The 18,463-nt window shown below is 71.3% G+C and carries 18 protein-coding genes; 3 read left to right on the top strand and 15 right to left on the bottom strand.

What is annotated here, in order from left to right:
- Positions 1-49: 49 nt before the first annotated feature.
- From OHA88_RS33200 to OHA88_RS33150, 11 genes are all read right to left on the bottom strand, one after another.
- A complete protein-coding gene (locus OHA88_RS33200; RefSeq protein WP_328628209.1) occupies positions 50-1,123 on the bottom strand; it encodes an aromatic ring-hydroxylating dioxygenase subunit alpha in 1,074 nt (357 codons plus the stop codon).
- Between the two features lie 7 nt (positions 1,124-1,130).
- Positions 1,131-1,352 (bottom strand): recombinase-like helix-turn-helix domain-containing protein, encoded by a 222-nt coding sequence (locus OHA88_RS33195; protein WP_030972714.1) that lies wholly within the window; start codon positions 1,350-1,352, stop codon positions 1,131-1,133.
- Between the two features lie 22 nt (positions 1,353-1,374).
- Complete coding sequence (locus OHA88_RS33190; RefSeq protein WP_328628208.1) at positions 1,375-2,340, bottom strand: PDR/VanB family oxidoreductase; 966 nt, start codon at positions 2,338-2,340, stop codon at positions 1,375-1,377.
- On the bottom strand, positions 2,337-3,998 hold the full coding sequence (locus OHA88_RS33185) for a thiamine pyrophosphate-binding protein (protein WP_328628207.1): 1,662 nt from the start codon (positions 3,996-3,998) through the stop codon (positions 2,337-2,339). The genes OHA88_RS33190 and OHA88_RS33185 overlap by 4 nt, the downstream gene beginning before the upstream one ends.
- 45 nt (positions 3,999-4,043) lie before the next feature.
- Positions 4,044-4,829 (bottom strand): SDR family oxidoreductase, encoded by a 786-nt coding sequence (locus OHA88_RS33180; protein WP_328628206.1) that lies wholly within the window; start codon positions 4,827-4,829, stop codon positions 4,044-4,046.
- Positions 4,830-4,921: 92 nt separating this feature from the next.
- The gene (locus OHA88_RS33175) at positions 4,922-5,698 is read right to left on the bottom strand and encodes an SDR family NAD(P)-dependent oxidoreductase (protein ID WP_328628205.1); all 777 of its coding nucleotides are present in this window, start codon (positions 5,696-5,698) and stop codon (positions 4,922-4,924) included.
- Positions 5,698-6,219, bottom strand: coding sequence for a cupin domain-containing protein (locus tag OHA88_RS33170; protein ID WP_382572805.1), 522 nt, complete (start codon positions 6,217-6,219; stop codon positions 5,698-5,700). The genes OHA88_RS33175 and OHA88_RS33170 overlap by 1 nt, the downstream gene beginning before the upstream one ends.
- Positions 6,220-6,263: 44 nt before the next feature.
- Positions 6,264-7,064, bottom strand: a complete 801-nt coding sequence (locus tag OHA88_RS33165; RefSeq protein ID WP_328628204.1) for an alpha/beta fold hydrolase — start codon at positions 7,062-7,064, stop codon at positions 6,264-6,266.
- Positions 7,061-7,897: an aspartate dehydrogenase domain-containing protein gene (locus OHA88_RS33160; protein ID WP_328628203.1), complete on the bottom strand. Its 837-nt coding sequence runs from the start codon at positions 7,895-7,897 to the stop codon at positions 7,061-7,063. The genes OHA88_RS33165 and OHA88_RS33160 overlap by 4 nt, the downstream gene beginning before the upstream one ends.
- Positions 7,894-8,880 carry a VOC family protein gene (locus OHA88_RS33155; protein WP_267005696.1) on the bottom strand — a complete coding sequence of 329 codons (987 nt, stop codon included), beginning with the start codon at positions 8,878-8,880 and terminating at the stop codon, positions 7,894-7,896. Before OHA88_RS33155 ends, OHA88_RS33160 begins: the two co-directional genes overlap by 4 nt.
- A 29-nt stretch (positions 8,881-8,909) precedes the next feature.
- Entirely contained in the window at positions 8,910-10,391 is a 1,482-nt protein-coding gene (locus OHA88_RS33150) for an aldehyde dehydrogenase (protein ID WP_328628202.1), read from the bottom strand.
- 323 nt (positions 10,392-10,714) lie between these two features.
- Here OHA88_RS33150 and OHA88_RS33145 point away from each other — a divergent pair, with 323 nt between their 5' ends.
- Positions 10,715-12,142, top strand: coding sequence for an MFS transporter (locus OHA88_RS33145; RefSeq protein ID WP_328628201.1), 1,428 nt, complete (start codon positions 10,715-10,717; stop codon positions 12,140-12,142).
- A 112-nt stretch (positions 12,143-12,254) separates the two neighbouring features.
- Here the strand turns inward: OHA88_RS33145 and OHA88_RS33140 are convergent, their stop codons facing one another.
- From OHA88_RS33140 to OHA88_RS33130, 3 genes are all read right to left on the bottom strand, one after another.
- On the bottom strand, positions 12,255-12,839 hold the full coding sequence (locus OHA88_RS33140) for a dihydrofolate reductase family protein (RefSeq protein WP_328628200.1): 585 nt from the start codon (positions 12,837-12,839) through the stop codon (positions 12,255-12,257).
- A 273-nt stretch (positions 12,840-13,112) separates the two neighbouring features.
- Positions 13,113-13,448 carry a chorismate mutase gene (locus OHA88_RS33135; RefSeq protein ID WP_326603103.1) on the bottom strand — a complete coding sequence of 112 codons (336 nt, stop codon included), beginning with the start codon at positions 13,446-13,448 and terminating at the stop codon, positions 13,113-13,115.
- Positions 13,449-13,498: 50 nt separating this feature from the next.
- A complete protein-coding gene (locus tag OHA88_RS33130; RefSeq protein ID WP_267005692.1) occupies positions 13,499-14,383 on the bottom strand; it encodes a helix-turn-helix domain-containing protein in 885 nt (294 codons plus the stop codon).
- Between the two features lie 223 nt (positions 14,384-14,606).
- On the opposite strand from OHA88_RS33130, the gene OHA88_RS33125 reads away from it, so the two are divergent.
- Entirely contained in the window at positions 14,607-16,409 is a 1,803-nt protein-coding gene (locus OHA88_RS33125) for a glycoside hydrolase family 35 protein (RefSeq protein WP_328628199.1), read from the top strand.
- Between the two features lie 10 nt (positions 16,410-16,419).
- On the opposite strand, the gene OHA88_RS33120 is transcribed toward OHA88_RS33125, so the two are convergent.
- A complete protein-coding gene (locus tag OHA88_RS33120) occupies positions 16,420-17,196 on the bottom strand; it encodes a S1 family peptidase (RefSeq protein ID WP_328628198.1) in 777 nt (258 codons plus the stop codon).
- Positions 17,197-17,423: 227 nt separating this feature from the next.
- Here OHA88_RS33120 and OHA88_RS33115 point away from each other — a divergent pair, with 227 nt between their 5' ends.
- The gene (locus tag OHA88_RS33115) at positions 17,424-18,323 is read left to right on the top strand and encodes a hypothetical protein (RefSeq protein WP_328628197.1); all 900 of its coding nucleotides are present in this window, start codon (positions 17,424-17,426) and stop codon (positions 18,321-18,323) included.
- Positions 18,324-18,463 lie beyond the last annotated feature (140 nt).

The raw sequence follows: 18,463 nt of genomic DNA, 5'->3' as shown, positions 1-18,463 counted from the left end.
TTGATCGAGCTCGTCCGGCGATCGAGGACATCTTTGTGTTCGAGGCGGCTCAGCCGGTGGTGTTCGCCCGGGCCTGGGCCTCTGCTTCCGTGCGGTACATGCGGCGGACGCGGACGACACCCAGGTCGTGCTGGTACAGGTTCTCCGCCTGGTCGGCGTCGCTGCGGAGCTCTTCGAGCATGATCCGGTCCTGTTCGAGGACGTCCCAGTGGCGGTCCTCCAGCACGGTCCTGTAGAGGAAGCGCCAGGTGTCGCGCTGCCAGTCCGTGACGCGACGGTAGCGCCAGAAGAAGACGGCGCAGCGGTCCTCGTCGATGGGGGTGGCCATGCCGACGATGCCGAACGGGCCGCCGGGGCCGGCGGTGGGCGGGTACGGGATGGTCAGGTCGACCCAGTCGATGCCGGTGCGGCAGAGTTCGACCCAGTCGAAGTTCACGCCGCTCTGGTCGGTCTTCTCGAAGAAGAAGCCGCGTTCGGTCTCGCGGATCCGGAAGCGGGCGGTGGTCTGCCCTTCGGACATGCTGTGCGAGTCGCGGTGCAGGAACGATCCGTGCATGGGGTCGAGGAGGTTCTCGACGGCGTAGCGCCAGTTGACGTTCCACTCCGCGTAGCAGAGGAAGGCCGAGACGTCGGGGTCGGTGAGCTGTTCCGGCAGGACGAGGGGGGCCGGTTCGGGGTGTTCGTTGTCGCCGAAGTAGGCCAGGATCGCGCCGCCGGCCTCGACGAGATGGGGTGCGGCGACGAGCTGTTTGCCTTCGAGGTTGCAGCCGGGCAGGCCGGGTACGGCGGCGACGGTGCCGGTGCCGTCGACCTGGACGCCGTGGTACCAGCAGGCGATCCGGTCGCCGAGGTGTTTGCCGAGCGAGAGGCGGGCGCCGCGATGGGGGCAGCGGTCCTCCAGCATGTGGAGGGTGCCGTCGGCGCGGCGGAAGAGGAGCCATTCCTCGCCGAGGAGGGTGAGGCGCTTCATGCCGCCGGCGGCGACGAAGTCGGAGGGGCAGACGGCGTACCACTGGTTGCGTATGCCGGTGCCGAAGAGACGGTCGGCGGTGCGGTTGCCGGGGCGGGCGACTTCGGAGGGCCGGGTGGTCTCGCCCGTGTGTGTTGCGGTGTCGGTGGTCATGGTCGTTTCACGCTCCCAGTCGTCGCATCTCGGTGCGGAAGGTGTCCTCGGTCCACGGGTTGCCGTCGGGGGCGGGCAGGTCGCGGGCGTTGAGTCCGGCGACGAGGCCTGGCAGGTCGTGGGCGCCGCTGCCGAAGACGTCCTCGATCACGGCGGCGAGTTTCTTCTCGTACGGGGTGGGGTCGGCGGTGCGTGCCTGGTGGGGGTTGAGGTACTGCGGGGTGGTCATGTCGGCTCCCTTCGGGGGCGGTTCAGAGGTCGAGGACGAGGCGCGGGGTGCAGGCGCGGGAGACGCAGAGCATCATCGAGGCGCCGGCGGCCCTCTCGCTTTCGGAGAGCAGGAAGTCCCGGTGGTCGGGGGTGCCTTCGAGGACTTTGGTCTCGCAGGTGCCGCAGATGCCGTCGCGGCAGGAGGAGGGTACGGAGATTCCGGCGCCTTCCAGTGCGTCCAGGACCGAGGTGTCGGGGCCGACCTGGACGGTGGTTCCGGTGCGGGAGCAGACGACGTCGAAGCCGGTGTCCTCTCCGTCGCGGGGGGCTGCCGTCGGGGCGGCGAAGCGTTCCGTGCGGGCGGTGGGGCAGCGTTCCTCGACGGCGGCGAGGAGGGGTTCCGGTCCGCAGCAGTAGACCTGGGTGTCTGCGGGGAGGTCGCCGAGGAGGGTGTCGAGGTCGATGTGGCCCTGCTCGTCCTGGGGGACGAACTCGACTGATCCGCCGGGGAGTTCGGCGAGTGCGGTGAGTTCGGCACCGAAGGCCATGGAGGTGCGGGTGCGGCCGCCGTGGACGAGGCGCCATGGGATGGCGCGGCGGGTCGCTTCGCGGGCCATGGCGAGGATCGGGGTGATGCCGATGCCGCCTGCGATGAAGAGGAAGCTGCCGGCGGTGTCGTCGGCGTCGAGTTCGAAGTGGTTGCGGGGGCCTTGGACGCGGAGGGTCTGGCCGGGCCGCAGCTGGGTGTGGATGTGGGCGGAGCCGCCGCGGGATGCGGGCTCCTTGAGGATGCCGATGCGCCAGTGGGTGGGGTCGGCGGGGTCGGAGCACAGGGAGTACTGGCGGATGTGGCCGCCGGTGTGTACGTCGATGTGGGCGCCGGGGGTCCACGCGGGGAGGGGGATGCCGTCCGGGTGGGTGAGTTCGATGCCGAGGACGCCGTCGGCTTCCCAGGTCATGCGGTGGACGAGCAGGTCGAGCTGGGGTTCTTGTCCGGTGGTGGTCATCGCGGGTTGCCTCCTTGTCCGGTGGCGGTCGAGGGGAGCTTGACGGGCGGGGTGAACGGCGTGTTCATCGGGCCGAGTGCGGCGAGGTCGATCTCGACGAGAGTGGGGCCGTCGGAGGCGGTGGCTTCCTTGATGACGGGGCCGGCGTCGGCTTCGGTGGCGATCCGGGCGTACGGGAGTCCGACGGCGGCGGCGAGCGCGGCGAAGTCGGGGGTGGTGAGGTCGACGCCGGAGCGGCGCGGGAAGTGGGTGTCCTGCATGTTGCGCAGGACGCCGTAGCCTCCGTCGTTGAAGACGAGGAGGGTGAGGCGGGGCCTCTCCTGGGCGAGGGTGAGGAGTTCGCCGAGGTGGACGGCGAGGCCGCCGTCGCCTGCGATGACGACGGTGGGGGTGTCGGGGCGGCCGAGTGCGGCGCCGATGCCCATGGCGAGGCCTTGTCCGATGCCTCCGCCGCGGGGGAAGACGTTGGTCGCCGGGTCGGTGATTTCCAGCAGCCGGTTTCCCCAGGTGGAGGAGGGGATGGTGACGTCTCGGGCGATGACGGATGCGGGCGGGCAGGCGTCGCGGATCGCGTCGTTGACTGCGGCCTGCGGGCCGATCGCGTGGCGCTGTGCGTTGCGGGCGTCGTTACGGGCCTTGCGTACGCGGGCCGGCCAGTCCGTCTCCGTACCGCTGCTGCTGATGCGTTCCAGGAGGGCTGTGAGGACGGCGGCCGCGTCGCCGTGCAGGGCGCAGGTGGCGGGGTAGACGCGGCCGGGGGCGGCCGGGTCGAGGTCCAGCTGGATGTGTACCGAGGGCAGTTCGAGGCTGTAGTCGGCGGTCTCGTTGGAGCGGAAGTGGGTGCCGATGGAGAGCAGCACGTCGGCTTCGGCGAGGAGGGCGCGTCCGGCGGGGGCGGTGGCGTAGTTGCCGAGGACGCGTTCGTCGGACTCGGGGACGGAGCCGCGGCCGGAGTTGGAGGTGACGAGTCCGGCGTTCAGCGCGTCGAGGAGTGCGGCGAGTTCGGGGCGGGCGCTGTTGGCTCCGCCGCCGGCCCAGACGAGGGGGCGGTGTGCGGCGGCGAGGAGGGCCGCGGCCTCGTCTAGGAGGGCCGGGTCGGGCAGGGCCGGGGGTGAGCCGGCGGGTACGGGTGTGCCGGTCAGCTGCTGGGGGGCGAACTGCAGGTCGATGGGCCATTCGACGCTGACGGGGCCGTGCGGGGCGGTGAGGGCGCGGGCGGCGGCGTCGCGGAGGATGTCGCCCGCGTCGGCGGCGTCGGTCACGGTGACGGCGTGGGTGGAGACCGCGCGGAGCATGCCGAGCTGGTCCTTGGTCTCGTGGATGAAGCCGCGTCCGGAGCCGAGGTATTCGCTGTCGATCTGGCCGGTGATGTGGAGGACGGGGGTGCCTGAGCTGAGGGACTCGATGAGGGAGCCGGCTGCGTTGCCCGCTCCGGTGCCGGTGCTGGTGAGGGCGCAGCCGAGGCGTCCGGTGGCGCGGGCGTAGCCGTCGGCCGCGTTGACTGCGGCGGCTTCGTGGCGCACGGGGACGAAGCGCAGGTCGCGGTCCACGGCTTCGACGAGCGGCAGGTTGTGCACGCTGACGATGCCGAACACCGTGTCGACGCCGAGTCCGCGCAGCGTCTCGACGAGCAGGTCGCCGCCGTTGGGTTGGGTCATGTCGTTGCGCTCCTGAGGTACGTGAACGGGGGTGGGGGGCGGGTGTTATGCGATGGATCGGTTGACGCCGCCGCAGACGTCGACGGTGGTGCCGGTGATGTACGAGGCCCGGGGTGAGAGGAGGGTGGTGATGGCGTACGCGACTTCTTCGGCGTTGCCGAGGCGGCCGAGTGCGATGCCTCGGTCGGCGGCGAGTTCGGCCTGCCAGGCGGCGTAGTCGAGGGGGCTGCCGGATGCTGCGTAGCGGCGTTCCCACTGTCCGGTGTCGACGAGGCCGAGGCAGACGGAGTTGACGCGGATGCCGTCGGGGGCGAGTTCCTTCGACAGGGAGGTCGAGAGGTTGAGGATGCCGGCGCGGGCGGCGCTGGTGGTCATGAGCCGGGTCTCGGGCTGCTTGGCGAGTACGGCGTTGATGTTGACGACGGAGGCGTTGCCGGACTTGCGCAGGTGGGGCAGGGCGGCGTGGAGGGGGTTGAGGACGCCGAAGAATTTGAGTTCGAGTTCGTCGCGCCAGTCGTCCGCGGTGGTCTCGGTGAAGGGTTTCATCCGGGAGGCGCCGGCGTTGTTGACGAGTCCGTCGATGCCTCCGAAGCGGTCGGCGGCTTCTTCGGTGAACGCTTTGACTGCCGCTTCGTCCCTTACGTCGCAGGGGGCGTGGTGGAGCCTGTCCGGTCCGGCGAGTCCGTCGAGGGCGGCGGTGAGGGCGTCGGCGCGGCGGCCGCAGGTGGCGACGCGGGCGCCTTCGGCGAGCAGCATGCGGACCGTGGCGAGGCCGACGCCGGAGCTGCCGCCGGTGACGAGGATGCTGCGGTCGGCGAGGCCGAGGTCCATCTCGTACTCCTTGGTGTGAGGGGGGTGTCCTGGGGCGGTCGCCGCACCGGGGCCCTGTGGGAGTGGTCCGGTGCGGCGGTGTGCCCGTGGGGTCAGTGCATGGTGAAGCCACCGTTGACGGCGAAGGTCTGGCCGGTGATGTAGCCGGACTCGTCGCCGACGAGGAAGGCGATCAGGCCGACCAGGTCCGCCGGTTGCTGGGGCCGGGAGATCGCCCGGTTCAGCCGGTACAGCTCGTGCCGTTCGGCGGGGATGTCGACGGAGGACTCCCCCTCGGTCAGTCCGGGGGCGACCGCGTTGACGGTGATGCCGAGGTCCCCGGTCTCGCGGGCCATGGCCCGGGTCAGGGAGATGACGGCGCCCTTGGAGGCGATGTAGTGGGCGAGGCGGGGCGACCCGTACAGCGCGGCGTCCGAGGCGAGGTTGACGATCCGGCCGCCGCCGCCCGCCGTCATGAGCGGGAGGAGGGCGCGGGCGACGAGCCAGGGGCCGCGGGCGTTGACCGTCATGATGCGGTCCCACGCCTGCACGTCGATCTCGTGGAACGGTTTTCCGCCGACCGCGTTGGCCAGACCGGCGTTGTTGACCAGGCCGTGGAGCCTGGTGCCGTCGCCGGCGAGGGTGGTGGCGAGGGCGTCGACGGAGTCCGGGTCGGCGACGTCGAGCGGGTGGAAGTCCGCGGTGATGCCGTCGGCGCGCAGGTCGTCGGCGGCCTGCTTGCCGGTCCGTTCGTCGAGTTCGGCGATGACGACGCGGTAGCCGTCGCGGCCGATCCGGCGGGCCGCGGCCAGTCCCAGGCCGCGGCCGGCGCCGGTGACGACGACCGTACGGGAGCTGTCCGCGGTACGGGGGGTGTCGTCGGCGGCCATCAGTCGCGGGTGATGCCGTGCATCGGGGAGTGCTCGGGGTACGTCGGGACCTGCGGCTTCCGGGTACCGATGATGACGCAGAACAGGGCGTCGGTGTCGCCCTCGTTCTTCAGCGAGCGGGCCACTCCGGCGGGCACGACGATCATGTCGCGGTAGCCGAGGGTGCGGTACTCGACCTCGTCGGCGCCGCGGTGGATGCCGACCCTGACCTGGCCCTCGAGGACGAAGAAGGCTTCCTCGACGTCGTGGTGGGTGTGCTCGGGGCCTTCGGCGCCGGGCGGCAGCAGCATGTTGGAGAAGGTGAAGCCACCGGACGGGATGATGCGGTTGTCGTTCTCGTGGTTGCCGGTGGCGCCGGAGCCGACGTAGCGGATCTGGGCGCGCTTGTACTGGTCGCCGGCCTTCGCCTGGAAGGAGAGGGTGTTCCAGTCGGGCTCGCGGGAGTCCTTGGTGGCGATGAGCGAGTCGGTGTACTTCGCGAGGTCGCCGTCGGTCTCGTAGGGGGTGTTGTCGATGGGCACGGGTTGCTCCTCGGTTCGTTGGTGCGGGTGGGGGCGGGCCGTCGTCACGCGGGGGTGCGGGCGACGACGTGGAGGTGGGCGCGGACCCAGGCGTTGAAGGCCTCGGGCCGTTCCTGGTTGGAGAGGTGTCCGGCGCCGGAGAGGGTCACGTACACGGACTTGGTGAGGCCGCCCGCGATGGCTTGGGACTCCTCGGTTCCGGTGACGGTGTCCTGTTCGCCGCAGAGGACGAGTGCCGGTGCGGTGATGGTGGGCAGGTCGTCGGTGAGGTCGGTCTCGGCCATCGCGTCGGCGGCGTAGCCGTATCCGGGGGTGCGGATGGAGGCGGCCATGGTCGCCACGACGCGTTCGACGAGTTCGGCCGGGGCGTCGGCGGAAACGAGGCGTGGGCCGCGGGCGGCGGCGAAGGCGTCCGGGCCTTCGGCGGCGAGCTGTGCCGCGCGGGCGCGCATGGCGGCTGCCTTGTCCGGGTTGGTGCCGGAGCCGCGGCTGGAGTCGGCGACGATCAGGGACTCGACGAGGTCGGGGTGGCGGGCGGCAAGGCGCAGGGCGATGACGCCGCCCCAGGAGACGCCGAGGACATGGGCGCGGCCGCCGCGGTCACGGATCAGCGCGGCCGCGGTGTCGGCGTAGCCGTCGAGGCCGGGGGCCCGGCCGGGGTCGGCGGAGGCCGCGTACCCGGGGGCGTCCCACGCGACGACCCGTACCTGGTCGGAAAGTCCGGCGAGTTGCGGGGCGAAGGCGCCGGAGGAGGAGCCGATGCCGTGCAGGCAGAGCAGCAGCGGTGCGTCGGGGTTGCCGGCCTCCTGGGTGTGGACGGCCTCGGTGGTGAGGGTGGCGGTCACAGGATCTGTCCTGCCCGGCCGACGACGGCTGCGAGACTGCGCAGCACGGAGTGCGGCACGACCTGGCTGGTGGCGGGGTTCGTGGCGTCGGGCCGGTGGGCGACCTCGAAGCGGTAGGTGCCGTGCGGGCCGTCCGCCTCGATGACGTGCCGGGTGAGGGTGGCGGCCGGGTCGGCGACGACGACGACCTCGACGAGGTCGGGGTCGCCGGTCGCGAGGGCCACGGATGCGGCGACGTTGGTGGACTTGGGGAACTTCACCGGGACGTCACGGGCGGTGCCGCGCATCACTTCCACCGGTTCGGTGGTGGTCCGCAGCCGTTCGGTGAGCTCGGCGTCCATCCACGGCTGGTGGAGGGTGGCGGGCAGTTTGGTGGTGGTCAGGCGTACGGAGGTGAGGGCGCCCAGCCCCGTGACGGCCTGCAGGAGGTCGAGTCCGCCGACGGCGCCGCCGGTGAAGTAGACGCGTCCGGGGCCGGCTGCGCGCAGCCGGTCGACGAGTTCGGGGTCGACGAGTGCTCCGGTGGAGGCGATCAGCAGGTCGGCGCCGCTGTCGAGGACCCGCTCGGCCCACTCCCGTACGACGCCCTGGCCTGCGGCTTCGACGATGAGGTCGCAGACGGCGAGGGCGTCCTCGAAGGACAGTTGGGGTGCGGGGGCGTCGACGAGGGGCCGGTTGTCGACGATGCAGGTCAGTTCGGCGCCGGGGATGTGGCCCTCGGCGAGGGCGGTGCCGACGACGCGGCCGATGGCGCCCCAGCCGACGAGTCCGATGCGTCGCGCGGGTCGCGTGGGGCGTGCGACGGGAGTGGGGCGGGTGGTGGTGGCGGTCATGCGGACACCTCGTCGGTGGCGGGGGCCAGGGGCCCGGGGTCGGGTTCGCCCGCCATGTGGCAGCGGATCTTCTGGGACGGCGGGCCTGCGGTCCCCCACAGGTCGGAGAGGTCGGGGGTGCGCCGCCAGACCTTGGCGATCCAGGCGTCCTCGACGATCTGGGCGACCTCGGAGGTGTATTCGCAGACGAGTCCGGCGGGGTCGGTGAAGTACGAGAAGGTGTTGTTGCCGGGTCCGTGCCGGCCGGGACCCCACTGGGGGTTGATGCCGTGGTGGCGGAGCCGGCCGAGGCCGCGCATGAAGTGGTCCACCGATGTCATCTCGTACGCGACGTGGTTCAGCGACGCCCATGCGGCCTGGTTGAAGGCGATGCAGTGGTGGTCGGCGTTGCAGCGCAGGAAGGCCATCTGGTGCTCGGACCAGTCGGAGACGCGCAGCCCGAGGACCGAGGTGTAGAAGGCGACGGCGGCGTCGATGTCGGTGGTGTTGAGGACGGTGTGGGTGACGCCGACGGGGACGGCGGCGTCCCGGCCGCGCGGGGTGACGGCGTGCGTCTGGGCGCTGAGTTCGATGAGCCGGCCCTCGGGGTCGGTGAAGCGGAGTCCGTATCCGCCGCCGACCTGGTCGAGGGGGCCGGGACCGGCGACGGGGACGATGCCCCTGGCGAGGAGGCGGCGGGCGGCCTCGTCGATCTCGGCGGGGGTGGCCACGGCGAAGGTGATGCGGCCGAGGCCGTTGCGTTCGCCGCGGGTGAGGGCGAGGACGTGGTGTTCTTCACCGGTGCCGCGCAGCCAGGCGGCGTCGCGGTCCTGCTCGACGGGTTCCAGGCCCCACACCTCGGTGTAGAAGTCGGTGGACTCGGTGAAGGCGGGGGTGTGCAGCTCGACGGAGCGCAGGGCGCGCAGTCGGGCGATGGGTTCGAGCGGGACGGCGGTGGGGCGGGCGTGGAGGTTCTCGTACGCCCCGCGGTTCTCGTGAGTCATGTGGTTCTCCGGCTCCTCGTCTGTCGGCATCAGTTGGCGGCCCACGGCAGCGGTGTGGTGCCGGTGCCCCAGTAGAGGGACTTCTGCCGCTGGTAGCCGCGGATCAGGTCGCGGCCCTTCTCGGTGCCGATGCCGCTGTCCTTCAGCCCGCCGAACGGGGTGGAGATGCTGAACTGCTTGTACGTGTTGATCCAGACCGTTCCGGCGTCGATACGGCGGGCGACCCGCCAGGCCTTGGCGTGGTCCCGGGTCCACAGTCCGCAGGCGAGGCCGTACACGCTGTCGTTGGCCTGGGCGACGAGGTCGTCCTCGTCGTCGAAGGGCAGGGCGACGAGTACGGGTCCGAAGATCTCTTCCTGACAGACCCTGGCGGTGTTGGGGAGGCCGTCGAGGACGGTGGGGAGGTAGTAGGCGCCGTCTCGGTAGGTGTCGCCTTCGGGGGGCGCTCCCCCGCACCGGACGGTGGCTCCTTCTTCGCGGGCCAGGTCGACGTAGGCGGCGACGCTGTCACGGTGCTTGTGGTGGACGAGCGGGGCGACCTGGGTGTCCGGGTCGGTGCCGGGTCCGACGCGCAGCTTCTCGGTGCGGGCGACGAGGTCACCGACGAATTCCTCGTACCGCGAACGGGCGACGAAGAGCCGCGATCCGGCGATGCAGCTCTGGCCGCTGGAGGAGAAGACGCCGTACATGACGCCTGCGAGGGCCTGCTCGAGGTCGGCGTCGTCGAAGACGATCGTCGGCGACTTGCCGCCGAGCTCCAGCGATACGGGGATCAGCTTGTCGGCGGCGGCGTGCGCGAGAGTGCGGCCGGTGTTCGTGCCACCGGTGAAGGTGATTTTCCCGACGGCCGGGTGGCGGACGATCGCGTCGCCGATGACGCTGCCGCGGCCGGGCAGCACGGAGAGCAGTGCGGCGGGCAGTGCGGCCTCGGTCATTGCCTGGTGGACGAGGCGGCCGAGGGCGAGGGCGACGAGCGGGGTCCACTCCGCGGGCTTGAGGACGACCGCGTTGCCCGCGGCGAGTGCGGGGGCGAGCTTCTGGGCGTCGCTGGCGATGGGCGAGTTCCACGGGGTGATCGCACCGACGACGCCGATGGGCTCGTGGACGCTCATCGTGACGTACGGGCCGCGGGACGGGGTGATCGCGTCCTCGGCGGTCTCCAGCGCGGCGGCGGTGTAGCGGAAGGTGCCCGCGGCGCTCAGTACGAGGGCACGGGTCTCGGTACGGCACTTGCCGGTGTCAGCGGTCTGCAGGGCGGAGAGCCGGTCGGCGTCGCGCTCGACGAGGTCGGCGATGCGGTGCAGCAGCCGGGCCCGCAGATGGGCGGGCAGCTCACGCCAGGCCGGGTCGTGGGCCGCGTGGACGGCGGCGGTCACGGCGTCCTCGACGTCGTCGAGGGACGCGGCGTGCACGGTGGCGATGACCTGGCCGGTGGCGGGGTCGACGGTCTTGATGGGGGCACCGCGGCCCTGCCGCCACTGCCCTGCGACCAACACTTCGTCGGCAAGCATCAGTTGGCCTCCTGCAGTCGATACGGTTACCTCAGAGCTAAAAATCTAAGTGCTTAAGTAATTCACCGCAAGACCTCTTCGTAAAAACTCTTTTGCCCTGGAGGTCTTGACGACCTCCACCCCCGGACCGATAAAACTTAAGCCCTAAGAAGCTAGGCACCTTAGAGAGCAGCCGGCGGCAGTGGTGGGCGGTCTCACAAGCTCACGAGCCCCGCACCGCCACCCCGTCCCCGTACGCTCAGCTCACTCCCGTACACCCCTGCTCTCCCGCGCACCTGGCTCCCCAACCGCTCCGTCCCCACCCGGAGCAGGAGGAACCCTCGATGACCCGGCCCACCGCCGCCACCCGCGAAGCCGTCACCGCCCGTGACGCCATAGCCGCCCGCTTCGAGCGGCTGCCGGCCTCCCGCTGGCACGTCACCGTCCGCCTCGTCGTCGGCGTCGTCACCTTCTTCGAGGCCTTCGACCAGCTGCTGATCGCGTACGCACTGCCCGAGATCCGGCAGGAGTGGCACCTGACCGACGGCGCTGCCACGTCGGTGCTCACCGTCGGCTCGGTCGGCATGCTCATCGGCGCGCTGCTGTCGGGCCGGCTGGCCGACAGATTCGGCCGGGTCCGGGTGATCGCGTACTGCGTGGCGGCCTCGGGGCTGGCCGGCCTCGCCCTCGTCGCCTGCACGTCGCTCACCCCGTTCCTGGCGCTGCGCTTCGTGCAGGGGCTCGCGATCGGTGGTGAGGTGCCGGTGGCCGCCGCGTTCATCAGCGAGATCACCCGGAGTTTCAAGCGGGGCCGCTTCGTCCTGCTGTACGAACTCGTCTTCCCGGCCGGACTGACCGTCGGCGCCCTGGCCGCCGCGTGGCTGGTTCCCGCGGCCGGCTGGCGCGTGATGTTCGCGGTCGCGGCCGTGCCCGGACTGCTCGCGTTCCTCGTCCAGCGCACGGTTCCCGAATCGCCGCGCTGGCTGGCGGACCGGGGGCGGACGGCGGAGGCCGAGGCGGTCATGGACGAGATCGAGGCGAAGGTGTCGGCCGCCACGGGCGAACCGCTGCCACCGGTCCGGTACTCCCCCGGACCCCCGGCACACCCCGGGTCCCCGACGGCGAAGGCGGCCACCGATGCGGAGCGCACCGCCACCGGGCTGCGTTCCCTGTTCACCGGCCGCTACCGCCGCCGCACCCTGGTGGTGGGCGCGATCTGGTTCACCGGCTACTTCGTCAACTACGGCGTGACGTCCTGGCTGCCCAGCATCTACAAGGACGGGTACGGCCTCACGCTCTCCGACGCCCTGCTCTACTCCACGGTCACCTCGGTCGCCGGACTGCTCGGCTGCCTGCTGGTGGCACTCACCGTGGACATCCTCGGCCGCCGCAAGATCTTCGCGATCTTCCTGGGGGGCTCCGCCGCGCTTCTGCTCACCCTGGCCGCACTCGGCGCCCACAGCCCCGCCCAGGTCCTGATCTGGACCTCGCTGTCGGCCGTCGGCTTCTTCGGCTCCAACATCTGCCTGTACCTGTACACGCCGGAGCTGTACCCGACCCGGATGCGCGCCCTCGGCTGCAGTGTCGGTGGCGCGGTCAATCGCCTCGGCGTGATCCTGGGCCCGATCCTGGTCGGCGCGGTCTACAGCGCCGGGAACAACGTCGCCGCCGTCTTCGTGATGCTCGGTGCGGTGGCGCTGGCCGGTGCGGTGGTGGCGGGCGTCCTCGCCGAGGAGACGGCCGACCGGCCGCTGGAGGAGATCTCCCCCTGACCGCCCCGCGCACCGCTCCCGCGATGCCGCCGGTGCTGTGCGGTGCGATCAGCGTCCGGGCCGCGGTGCCGGCGCGCGGTGTCTCCCCGCAGACGGGAGTCCGCGCGGGAGGTCATCCCCCTGCCGCGGAGATCTCCTCGGCACGCCGGTGGTGGAGCAGGACGACCCCGTTGCCGAAGCTCCGCGTCCCGGCGAGTCGCAGATCGCTCTTCGCGTCCGCCGGCCGGAACAGCGGCTTGCCCCGGCCGATGAGGACCGGATGGACGTAGACGCGGTACTCGTCGATCAGATCGTGCTCCCTGAAGGCCGCGGCGAGATCGGCGCCACCGAGGGCCAGGTCCCCGCCCGGCTGTGCCTTGAGCGCCATGATCTCCTCGGGGACGACGTCCCGCACCACGGTGGTGTTCCAGTCGGCCCGCTCCAGGGTCCTGGAGAACACCAGCTTGGGCATGTCCCGCCAGATACCGGCGAACTCCGCCATCGGCCCGGCATTCGAGGGGTCGGCGTCGGCCGTCGGCCAGAACCCGGCCATCAGCTCGTGGGTGACGCGACCGCTCAGAAAGCCGCCCATCGCTGCGAGTTCGTCGTTGAAATGGCCGTGCAGCTCGTCGTCGACCAGATGCCAGGCGATGTCGCGGTCCGGCCCCTCGATGAATCCGTCGAGGGACACCGACATCATCAGGATGATCTTTCTCATCACGGTCCTCGCCAACGCCGTCGTGGTTCGGGGGTCCAACGGCTCGGGCCGCAGGTGCGCCGACCGGGCCCTGCCGAGCGAGCAATCGGCTGCCGGGCGCCCCGACGGGAAGGTCCCGCTCGGCAGCCGCGGCGGCCCGTTCCTTGTCGTACGCGACGAACGCCGTCAGCACAAGTCCCCGACGGGCGCTCCCAACCTACCCACCGGGACGACGACAGCGCGGAATGCCACCCGGTCGGTGGAGGCCGGCGGGGAGCGGACCGACGCGAGGGGTCACCCCTCGGAGACTGCGCCGCCGGCCGGAGGGTCGCCGGCGATCCGCTCATGGTGCCTGATCACTTCGGCGATGATGAAGTTGAGGAGCTTCTCCGCGAAGGCCGGGTCCAGTTTCGCGTTCTCCGCGAGGCGGCGAAGGCGGGCGATCTGCTCGGCTTCGCGGTCGGGGTCGGCCGGGGGCAGTTTGTGGTTCGCCTTGAGATGGCCGACCTGCTGGGTGCACTTGAAGCGCTCGGCGAGCATGTGGACAACGGCAGCGTCGATGTTGTCGATGCTTTCGCGGAGCCGGTTCAGTTCCGCGCGTACGGACTCGTCGGTGTCGCTGGTGGTCATGGTCGACGAGCTTAGACGGCCGGTTCCGGGGCCCTGCCAGGGGACAGCCCTCAGGGGCTGATCATCGGTGGGTGGTCCGGGTCGGGGATCGTGTCGCTCCAGCCGCCCGGTACGGCGCGGCCCTGCTGTTCGCGGAAGCGGACCGGGGCGGTGCCGACGCGGCGGGCGAAAAGCCGGGAGAAGTAGGCGGGGTCGTCGTAGCCGACGCGGCGGGCGACCGCGGCGACGGGCAGTTCGGTTGCGGCGAGGAGTTCCTTGGCGCGGCCGAGCCGGATGCCCAGGAGGTAGTCCTTGGGGCTGCAGCCGGCGCCGCGTCGAACCGCGGTGCGCAGTTCGGCGGGCGTCATGTTGTGCCGGGCGGCGTGTTCGGCGACCGAGAGCGGCTGGAACGCGTCGCGGGCGAGGGCCTGCAGGACCGGATCGCCGTCGGGGCTGACATCGGCGCGGGCCCGGCGCAGGGCGACCAGGAGTTCATGGACGGCGGCGCCGGTCTCGACCTCCAGCAGCGGGTTGCCGCGTCGGGCCGCGCGGACGATCCGGCTCACCGCGGCACGCGGGCCCGCCGTGTCGGCGAGGGGGACGAGCGGGCGGTCCGGTTCGATGTAGCCGAGTTCGGTGTACGTGGCGGTGGCGGGGCCGGTGAAGTCGACGAAACTCTCGTCCCAGCCGGTGCCCGGGTCGGCGCCGTAGTGGTGCGGGGTGCCGGGGGTCAGCCAGATCAGGCTGGGGGCGGTGACGGGCAGCCGGCGGCCGTCGGGGCCGGCGAACCAGCCACTGCCCGAGTGGATCACGACGGCCACGTGGTGGTCCAGGGTGCGGGGGCCGACCGTGGGCAGCGCGCCGTGCTGCAGGCCGACGCCCAGGCAGACGAGGCCCAGCCGGTGGTGGAGCGGGCTGGGCGTGAAGAAGCGCATCCAGGTGTGGTACGTCGACATCGGCTTTCCTTCCTCCGCTCCGCTCGTCCGGGGCCGGTTCGGTGATCTGCGCATTGTGTCCAAACAGCAGCGATCTTTGTCCATGGACCGGCCGCACGCCAGGGGGTGAGGGTGGCTGCAGCATTCCTCCCGGGTCCGCGCGCTCCGTGGTGCGTACCGTCGTGCGGCCTCGGGGCGAGCGGCTTCGGGGGTGGGACCGGCGCAACAGGAGAGTACGAGCACGATGGCTGACTTCACCGTGGGGGACGACCACTTCCGGCTCGACGGGAACCCCGTACGCCTGCTGTCGGGGGCCCTGCACTATTTCCGGGTGCACGAGGCGCAGTGGGATCACCGGCTTTCGATGCTTCGGGCCATGGGCCTGAACTGTGTCGAGACGTACGTTCCGTGGAACGTCCATGAGCCCGAGCCCGGTGTGTTCCGGGACGTGGCGGCGCTGGGCCGGTTCCTGGACGCGGCGCACCGCGCCGGACTGTGGGCGATCGTCCGCCCGGGTCCGTACATCTGCGCCGAGTGGGAGAACGGTGGGCTGCCGGTCTGGGTGACGGGACGGTTCGGGCGGCGGGTGCGAAGCCGTGATGCCGGGTATCTGGGAGCGGTCGAGCGGTGGTTCGCGCAGCTGCTGCCGCAAGTGGTGGAACGGCAGATCGACCGCGGCGGCCCGGTGATCATGGTTCAGGTGGAGAACGAGTACGGCAGCTACGGCACCGACGCGGTCTATCTGCGACGACTCGCGGACCTGCTGGGCGAACAGGGGGTGAGTGTGCCGCTGTTCACGTCCGACGGGCCGGAGGACCACATGCTGACGGGCGGCTCCGTGCCCGGTCTGCTCGCCACGGCGAACTTCGGATCGGGGGCGCGTGAGGCGTTCGAGGTGCTGCGACGGCATCAGCCGAAGGGTCCGCTGATGTGCATGGAGTTCTGGTGCGGCTGGTTCGGGCACTGGGGTGCGCCGCCGGTCGTACGGGAACCCGCGCAGGCCGCCGAGGCGCTGCGGGAGATCCTGGAGTGCGGGGCGTCCGTGAACATCTACATGGCGCACGGGGGGACGAACTTCGCGGGCTGGGCGGGGGCCAACCGGTCCGGTTCGCTGCAGGACGAGGATTTCCTGCCGACGGTGACGTCGTACGACTACGGCGCCCCGATCGACGAGTACGGGCGGGCCACGGAGAAGTTCTGGCTGTTCCGGGAGGTCCTCGCCGAGTTCGCGGACGGTCCGCTTCCTGATCTGCCGCCGGAGCCGGCCGGGCTCGTCGCGCCGGTGCGGGCGGAGCTGACCGGGTGGGTGCCGCTGTCCGGCGTGCTGGAGGCGCTGGGCGACCCGGAGCCGGCGGAGTCCGGTGTTCCGCCGACGTTCGAGGAGCTGGGCGTCGACCGGGGCCTGGTGCGCTATCAGGTGGATGTGCCGGGTCCGCGGCAGCCTTACACGCTGGGGGTGACGGGGCTCCGGGACCGGGCCGTGGTGTACGTGAACGGCGTCCGGGAAGGCGTGCTGGGCGACGGGAGCGCCACCCTCGAGACGCCCGTGGCCGGACCTGCGTCCGTCGAGCTGTGGGTGGAGTCGCTGGGCCGGGTCAATTACGGGCCGCGGCTGGGTGAGCCGAAGGGCATCACGGGCGGGGTGCTGCACGAGCGGCAGTACCTGCACGGTGTACGGGCCAGGGCGCTGCGGCTGGCCGCGTTCGAGGAGCCGGGCGCGGTGGCCGGGGTGCCGTTCGGGGATGTCGTGGAGGGGCGCACCGGGCTGTACCGGGGGTCGTTCGAACTGGCGGAACCGGGTCGCGTGGATCACGCGGGCCTCGAACTGCCGGGCTGGACACGCGGGTTCGTCTGGGTGAACGGTTTCTGCCTGGGCCGCTACTGGTCGGTGGGCCCGCAGCGGACGCTGTACGTGCCGGGTCCGGTGCTGCGGGAGGGCGCCAATGAGGTGTGGGTGCTGGAGGTGGAGGGTGCGGGGGCTCCGTATGCGGAACTGGGCCCGGGTGCGCCCGTCCACGTGGGCACACCCGGGGTTGTTCGGAGTTGATACTGCGGCGTCAGAGCGTGGCTGCCGCGGAGGCTATGTTGGCGGCGAAGGTCGAGACCTCGCTGTACACACCGGGGTAGCCGGGCTCGGCGCAGCCCTGGCCCCAGCTGACGATGCCCACCTGGATCCAGGCTCCGGCGTCGTCCTTGCGGAACATGGGGCCGCCGGAGTCGCCCTGGCAGGTGTCCACCCCGCCGGTGTCGACGTACCCGGCGCAGATCTCGTCGCCGGGGACGAGGTCGCTGCCGTACGCGTCCTGGCAGTCGGCGTCGGAGACGAACGGCACGGTGGCCTTCAGCAGGTAGCGCTGCTGGCCGCCGCCCTCGGTGGCGGCGCCCCAGCCGGCGATGGTGAAGGTGCCGTTGTTGTACGTGGTGTCGGTGGCGATCTTCAGGGTGGGCAGGTCGATGGGCTTGGCGAGCTTGATCAGCGCCCAGTCCTTGCCCATGCCGTTGTAGCCGGGGGCCTGCAGGACCTTGGTGGACCTGACCTTGACGGCGCCGGTGGACTGCAGGTCGACGACGCCGGCCGTGGCGGTGATGGAGGTGTTGTTGCCCGAGCCGTTCACGCAGTGTGCGGCGGTGAGCACGATGCTCTTGGTGTAGAGGGCACCGCCACAGCCCATGGAGAGCCGGACCATGAAGGGGAACTCACCCTGGGCGGCGCGGGTTCCGCCGACGACGGGTGTAGGGGCGGCGGACGCTCCGGCGGGCTGCAGGCTGACGGCGGCGAGGACCACCGCGGCTATGACGGAACATCTTTTCAGGGTGCGCAGAAGCTGCTTCAACGAAGTGCCTTCTTTCGTGGGGGGTGCGTGGGGGGCGGGTCGGCACGTGCCCAAAGTCGTCATGCACCCGACAAGGACATGGCCGGATTATCGGGAGCGATCACCGACCCCACAAGGTCCACTTTTCGGCCAATGTCGCGGACGGTCCTCGCTCCCGTCCTCGCCACCGATCGGCCCGCATCCGCTTACAGTGGAGGCCGGTTGAGCGTCACGGAGGGGGTGCGGACGTGACAAACGACAGTCCGGTGGTACACGGCTTCCCTCATCTCGACACCGTCCGGTCCGCGATCACCGCGCTGTACCGGAGGCTGTCGTACGACGGTGTCCGCAGTTACGCCCCGAGCCTCGCGCCCGCCGACGCGGCCTTCTCCGACCAGGACGATCTGCATCTCGGCGCGCAGCGGGTGGCGCGGGCGATGGTCCAGCACCTGCATCTGCCGGACGCCCGCATGATCGTCGCGTTCCGGGCGATGGAGCATGCGGGAAGTGTCGAACTCGCGGCGGGTCCCGAGTACTTCATCGAGCTCAACGACCGCTTCCGTACCCACCGCAGGGACATCGGAGCCGCGCTCTCGCACGAGGTCATGCATGTGCTGCTGCACCGGCTCGGCCTGGAGTTTCCCGGTACGCGCGACAACGAGATCCTCACCGACACCGCGACGACGTATCTGGGCGCGGGCTGGCTGCTGCTCGACGCGTTCCGGGAGGACGGCACGTCCAGCCAGAAACTCGGCTACCTCACCCCGGAGGAGTTCGGGTACGTCCTGGCCAAACGGGCGTTCGCCTTCGACGAGGATCCCTCACCGTGGTTCACCAGCCCGCAGGCCTACGAGGCGTTCGTGGCCGGGCGGGCGCGGGCGGAGCAGGACGCCCGGCAGCCACCGCTCGTGGCGGCCGGCTGGGCGGGCCGGCGGCGCTACGCGAAGGTCCGCCGGTACGCCCGGGACCATCCGGGCGGGGCTGCGGCCCCCGCCCCCGGTGTTCCGTACGCCTTCGAGGACGGACCGGACGGGCTGCGGGTCTCGTTCGCGTGCCCGACGTGCCTTCAGCGGATCCGGGTTGCGGTGCGGGGGCGGGTGCGGGTGCGGTGTGGGCTCTGCCGCACGGTGCTGGACTGCGACACGTGAGCCTGGGCGGTGAGGTCGGTGCGCCCGTGGCGGGGGTGTCCCCTGCCCACCTCTTCCCGAAACCGGGTGCGCTGCCCCGGACCCCCGCTCCTCAATCGCCGGAGGGGCTGGATTCTCCCACCGCTGCCGGGCCCCCTTCC

The organism is Streptomyces sp. NBC_00353 (assembly GCF_036108815.1).
GTDB lineage: Bacteria > Actinomycetota > Actinomycetes > Streptomycetales > Streptomycetaceae > Streptomyces.
Note: the sequence above shows the minus strand (reverse complement) of the source record. Positions and strands in the feature narration are given on the sequence as shown.

Coding starts and splice junctions, on each gene's coding strand:
- OHA88_RS33195 (WP_030972714.1), bottom strand. CDS start 1,352: ATGACCACCCCGCAGTACCTCAACCCCCACCAGGCACGCACCGCCGAC.
- OHA88_RS33140 (WP_328628200.1), bottom strand. CDS start 12,839: ATGAGAAAGATCATCCTGATGATGTCGGTGTCCCTCGACGGATTCATC.
- OHA88_RS33160 (WP_328628203.1), bottom strand. CDS start 7,897: ATGACCGCCACCACCACCCGCCCCACTCCCGTCGCACGCCCCACGCGA.
- OHA88_RS33130 (WP_267005692.1), bottom strand. CDS start 14,383: ATGTCGACGTACCACACCTGGATGCGCTTCTTCACGCCCAGCCCGCTC.
- OHA88_RS33150 (WP_328628202.1), bottom strand. CDS start 10,391: ATGCTTGCCGACGAAGTGTTGGTCGCAGGGCAGTGGCGGCAGGGCCGC.
- OHA88_RS33185 (WP_328628207.1), bottom strand. CDS start 3,998: ATGACCCAACCCAACGGCGGCGACCTGCTCGTCGAGACGCTGCGCGGA.
- OHA88_RS33200 (WP_328628209.1), bottom strand. CDS start 1,123: ATGACCACCGACACCGCAACACACACGGGCGAGACCACCCGGCCCTCC.
- OHA88_RS33175 (WP_328628205.1), bottom strand. CDS start 5,698: ATGGCCGCCGACGACACCCCCCGTACCGCGGACAGCTCCCGTACGGTC.
- OHA88_RS33145 (WP_328628201.1), top strand. CDS start 10,715: ATGACCCGGCCCACCGCCGCCACCCGCGAAGCCGTCACCGCCCGTGAC.
- OHA88_RS33180 (WP_328628206.1), bottom strand. CDS start 4,829: ATGGACCTCGGCCTCGCCGACCGCAGCATCCTCGTCACCGGCGGCAGC.
- OHA88_RS33190 (WP_328628208.1), bottom strand. CDS start 2,340: ATGACCACCACCGGACAAGAACCCCAGCTCGACCTGCTCGTCCACCGC.
- OHA88_RS33125 (WP_328628199.1), top strand. CDS start 14,607: ATGGCTGACTTCACCGTGGGGGACGACCACTTCCGGCTCGACGGGAAC.
- OHA88_RS33155 (WP_267005696.1), bottom strand. CDS start 8,880: ATGACTCACGAGAACCGCGGGGCGTACGAGAACCTCCACGCCCGCCCC.
- OHA88_RS33135 (WP_326603103.1), bottom strand. CDS start 13,448: ATGACCACCAGCGACACCGACGAGTCCGTACGCGCGGAACTGAACCGG.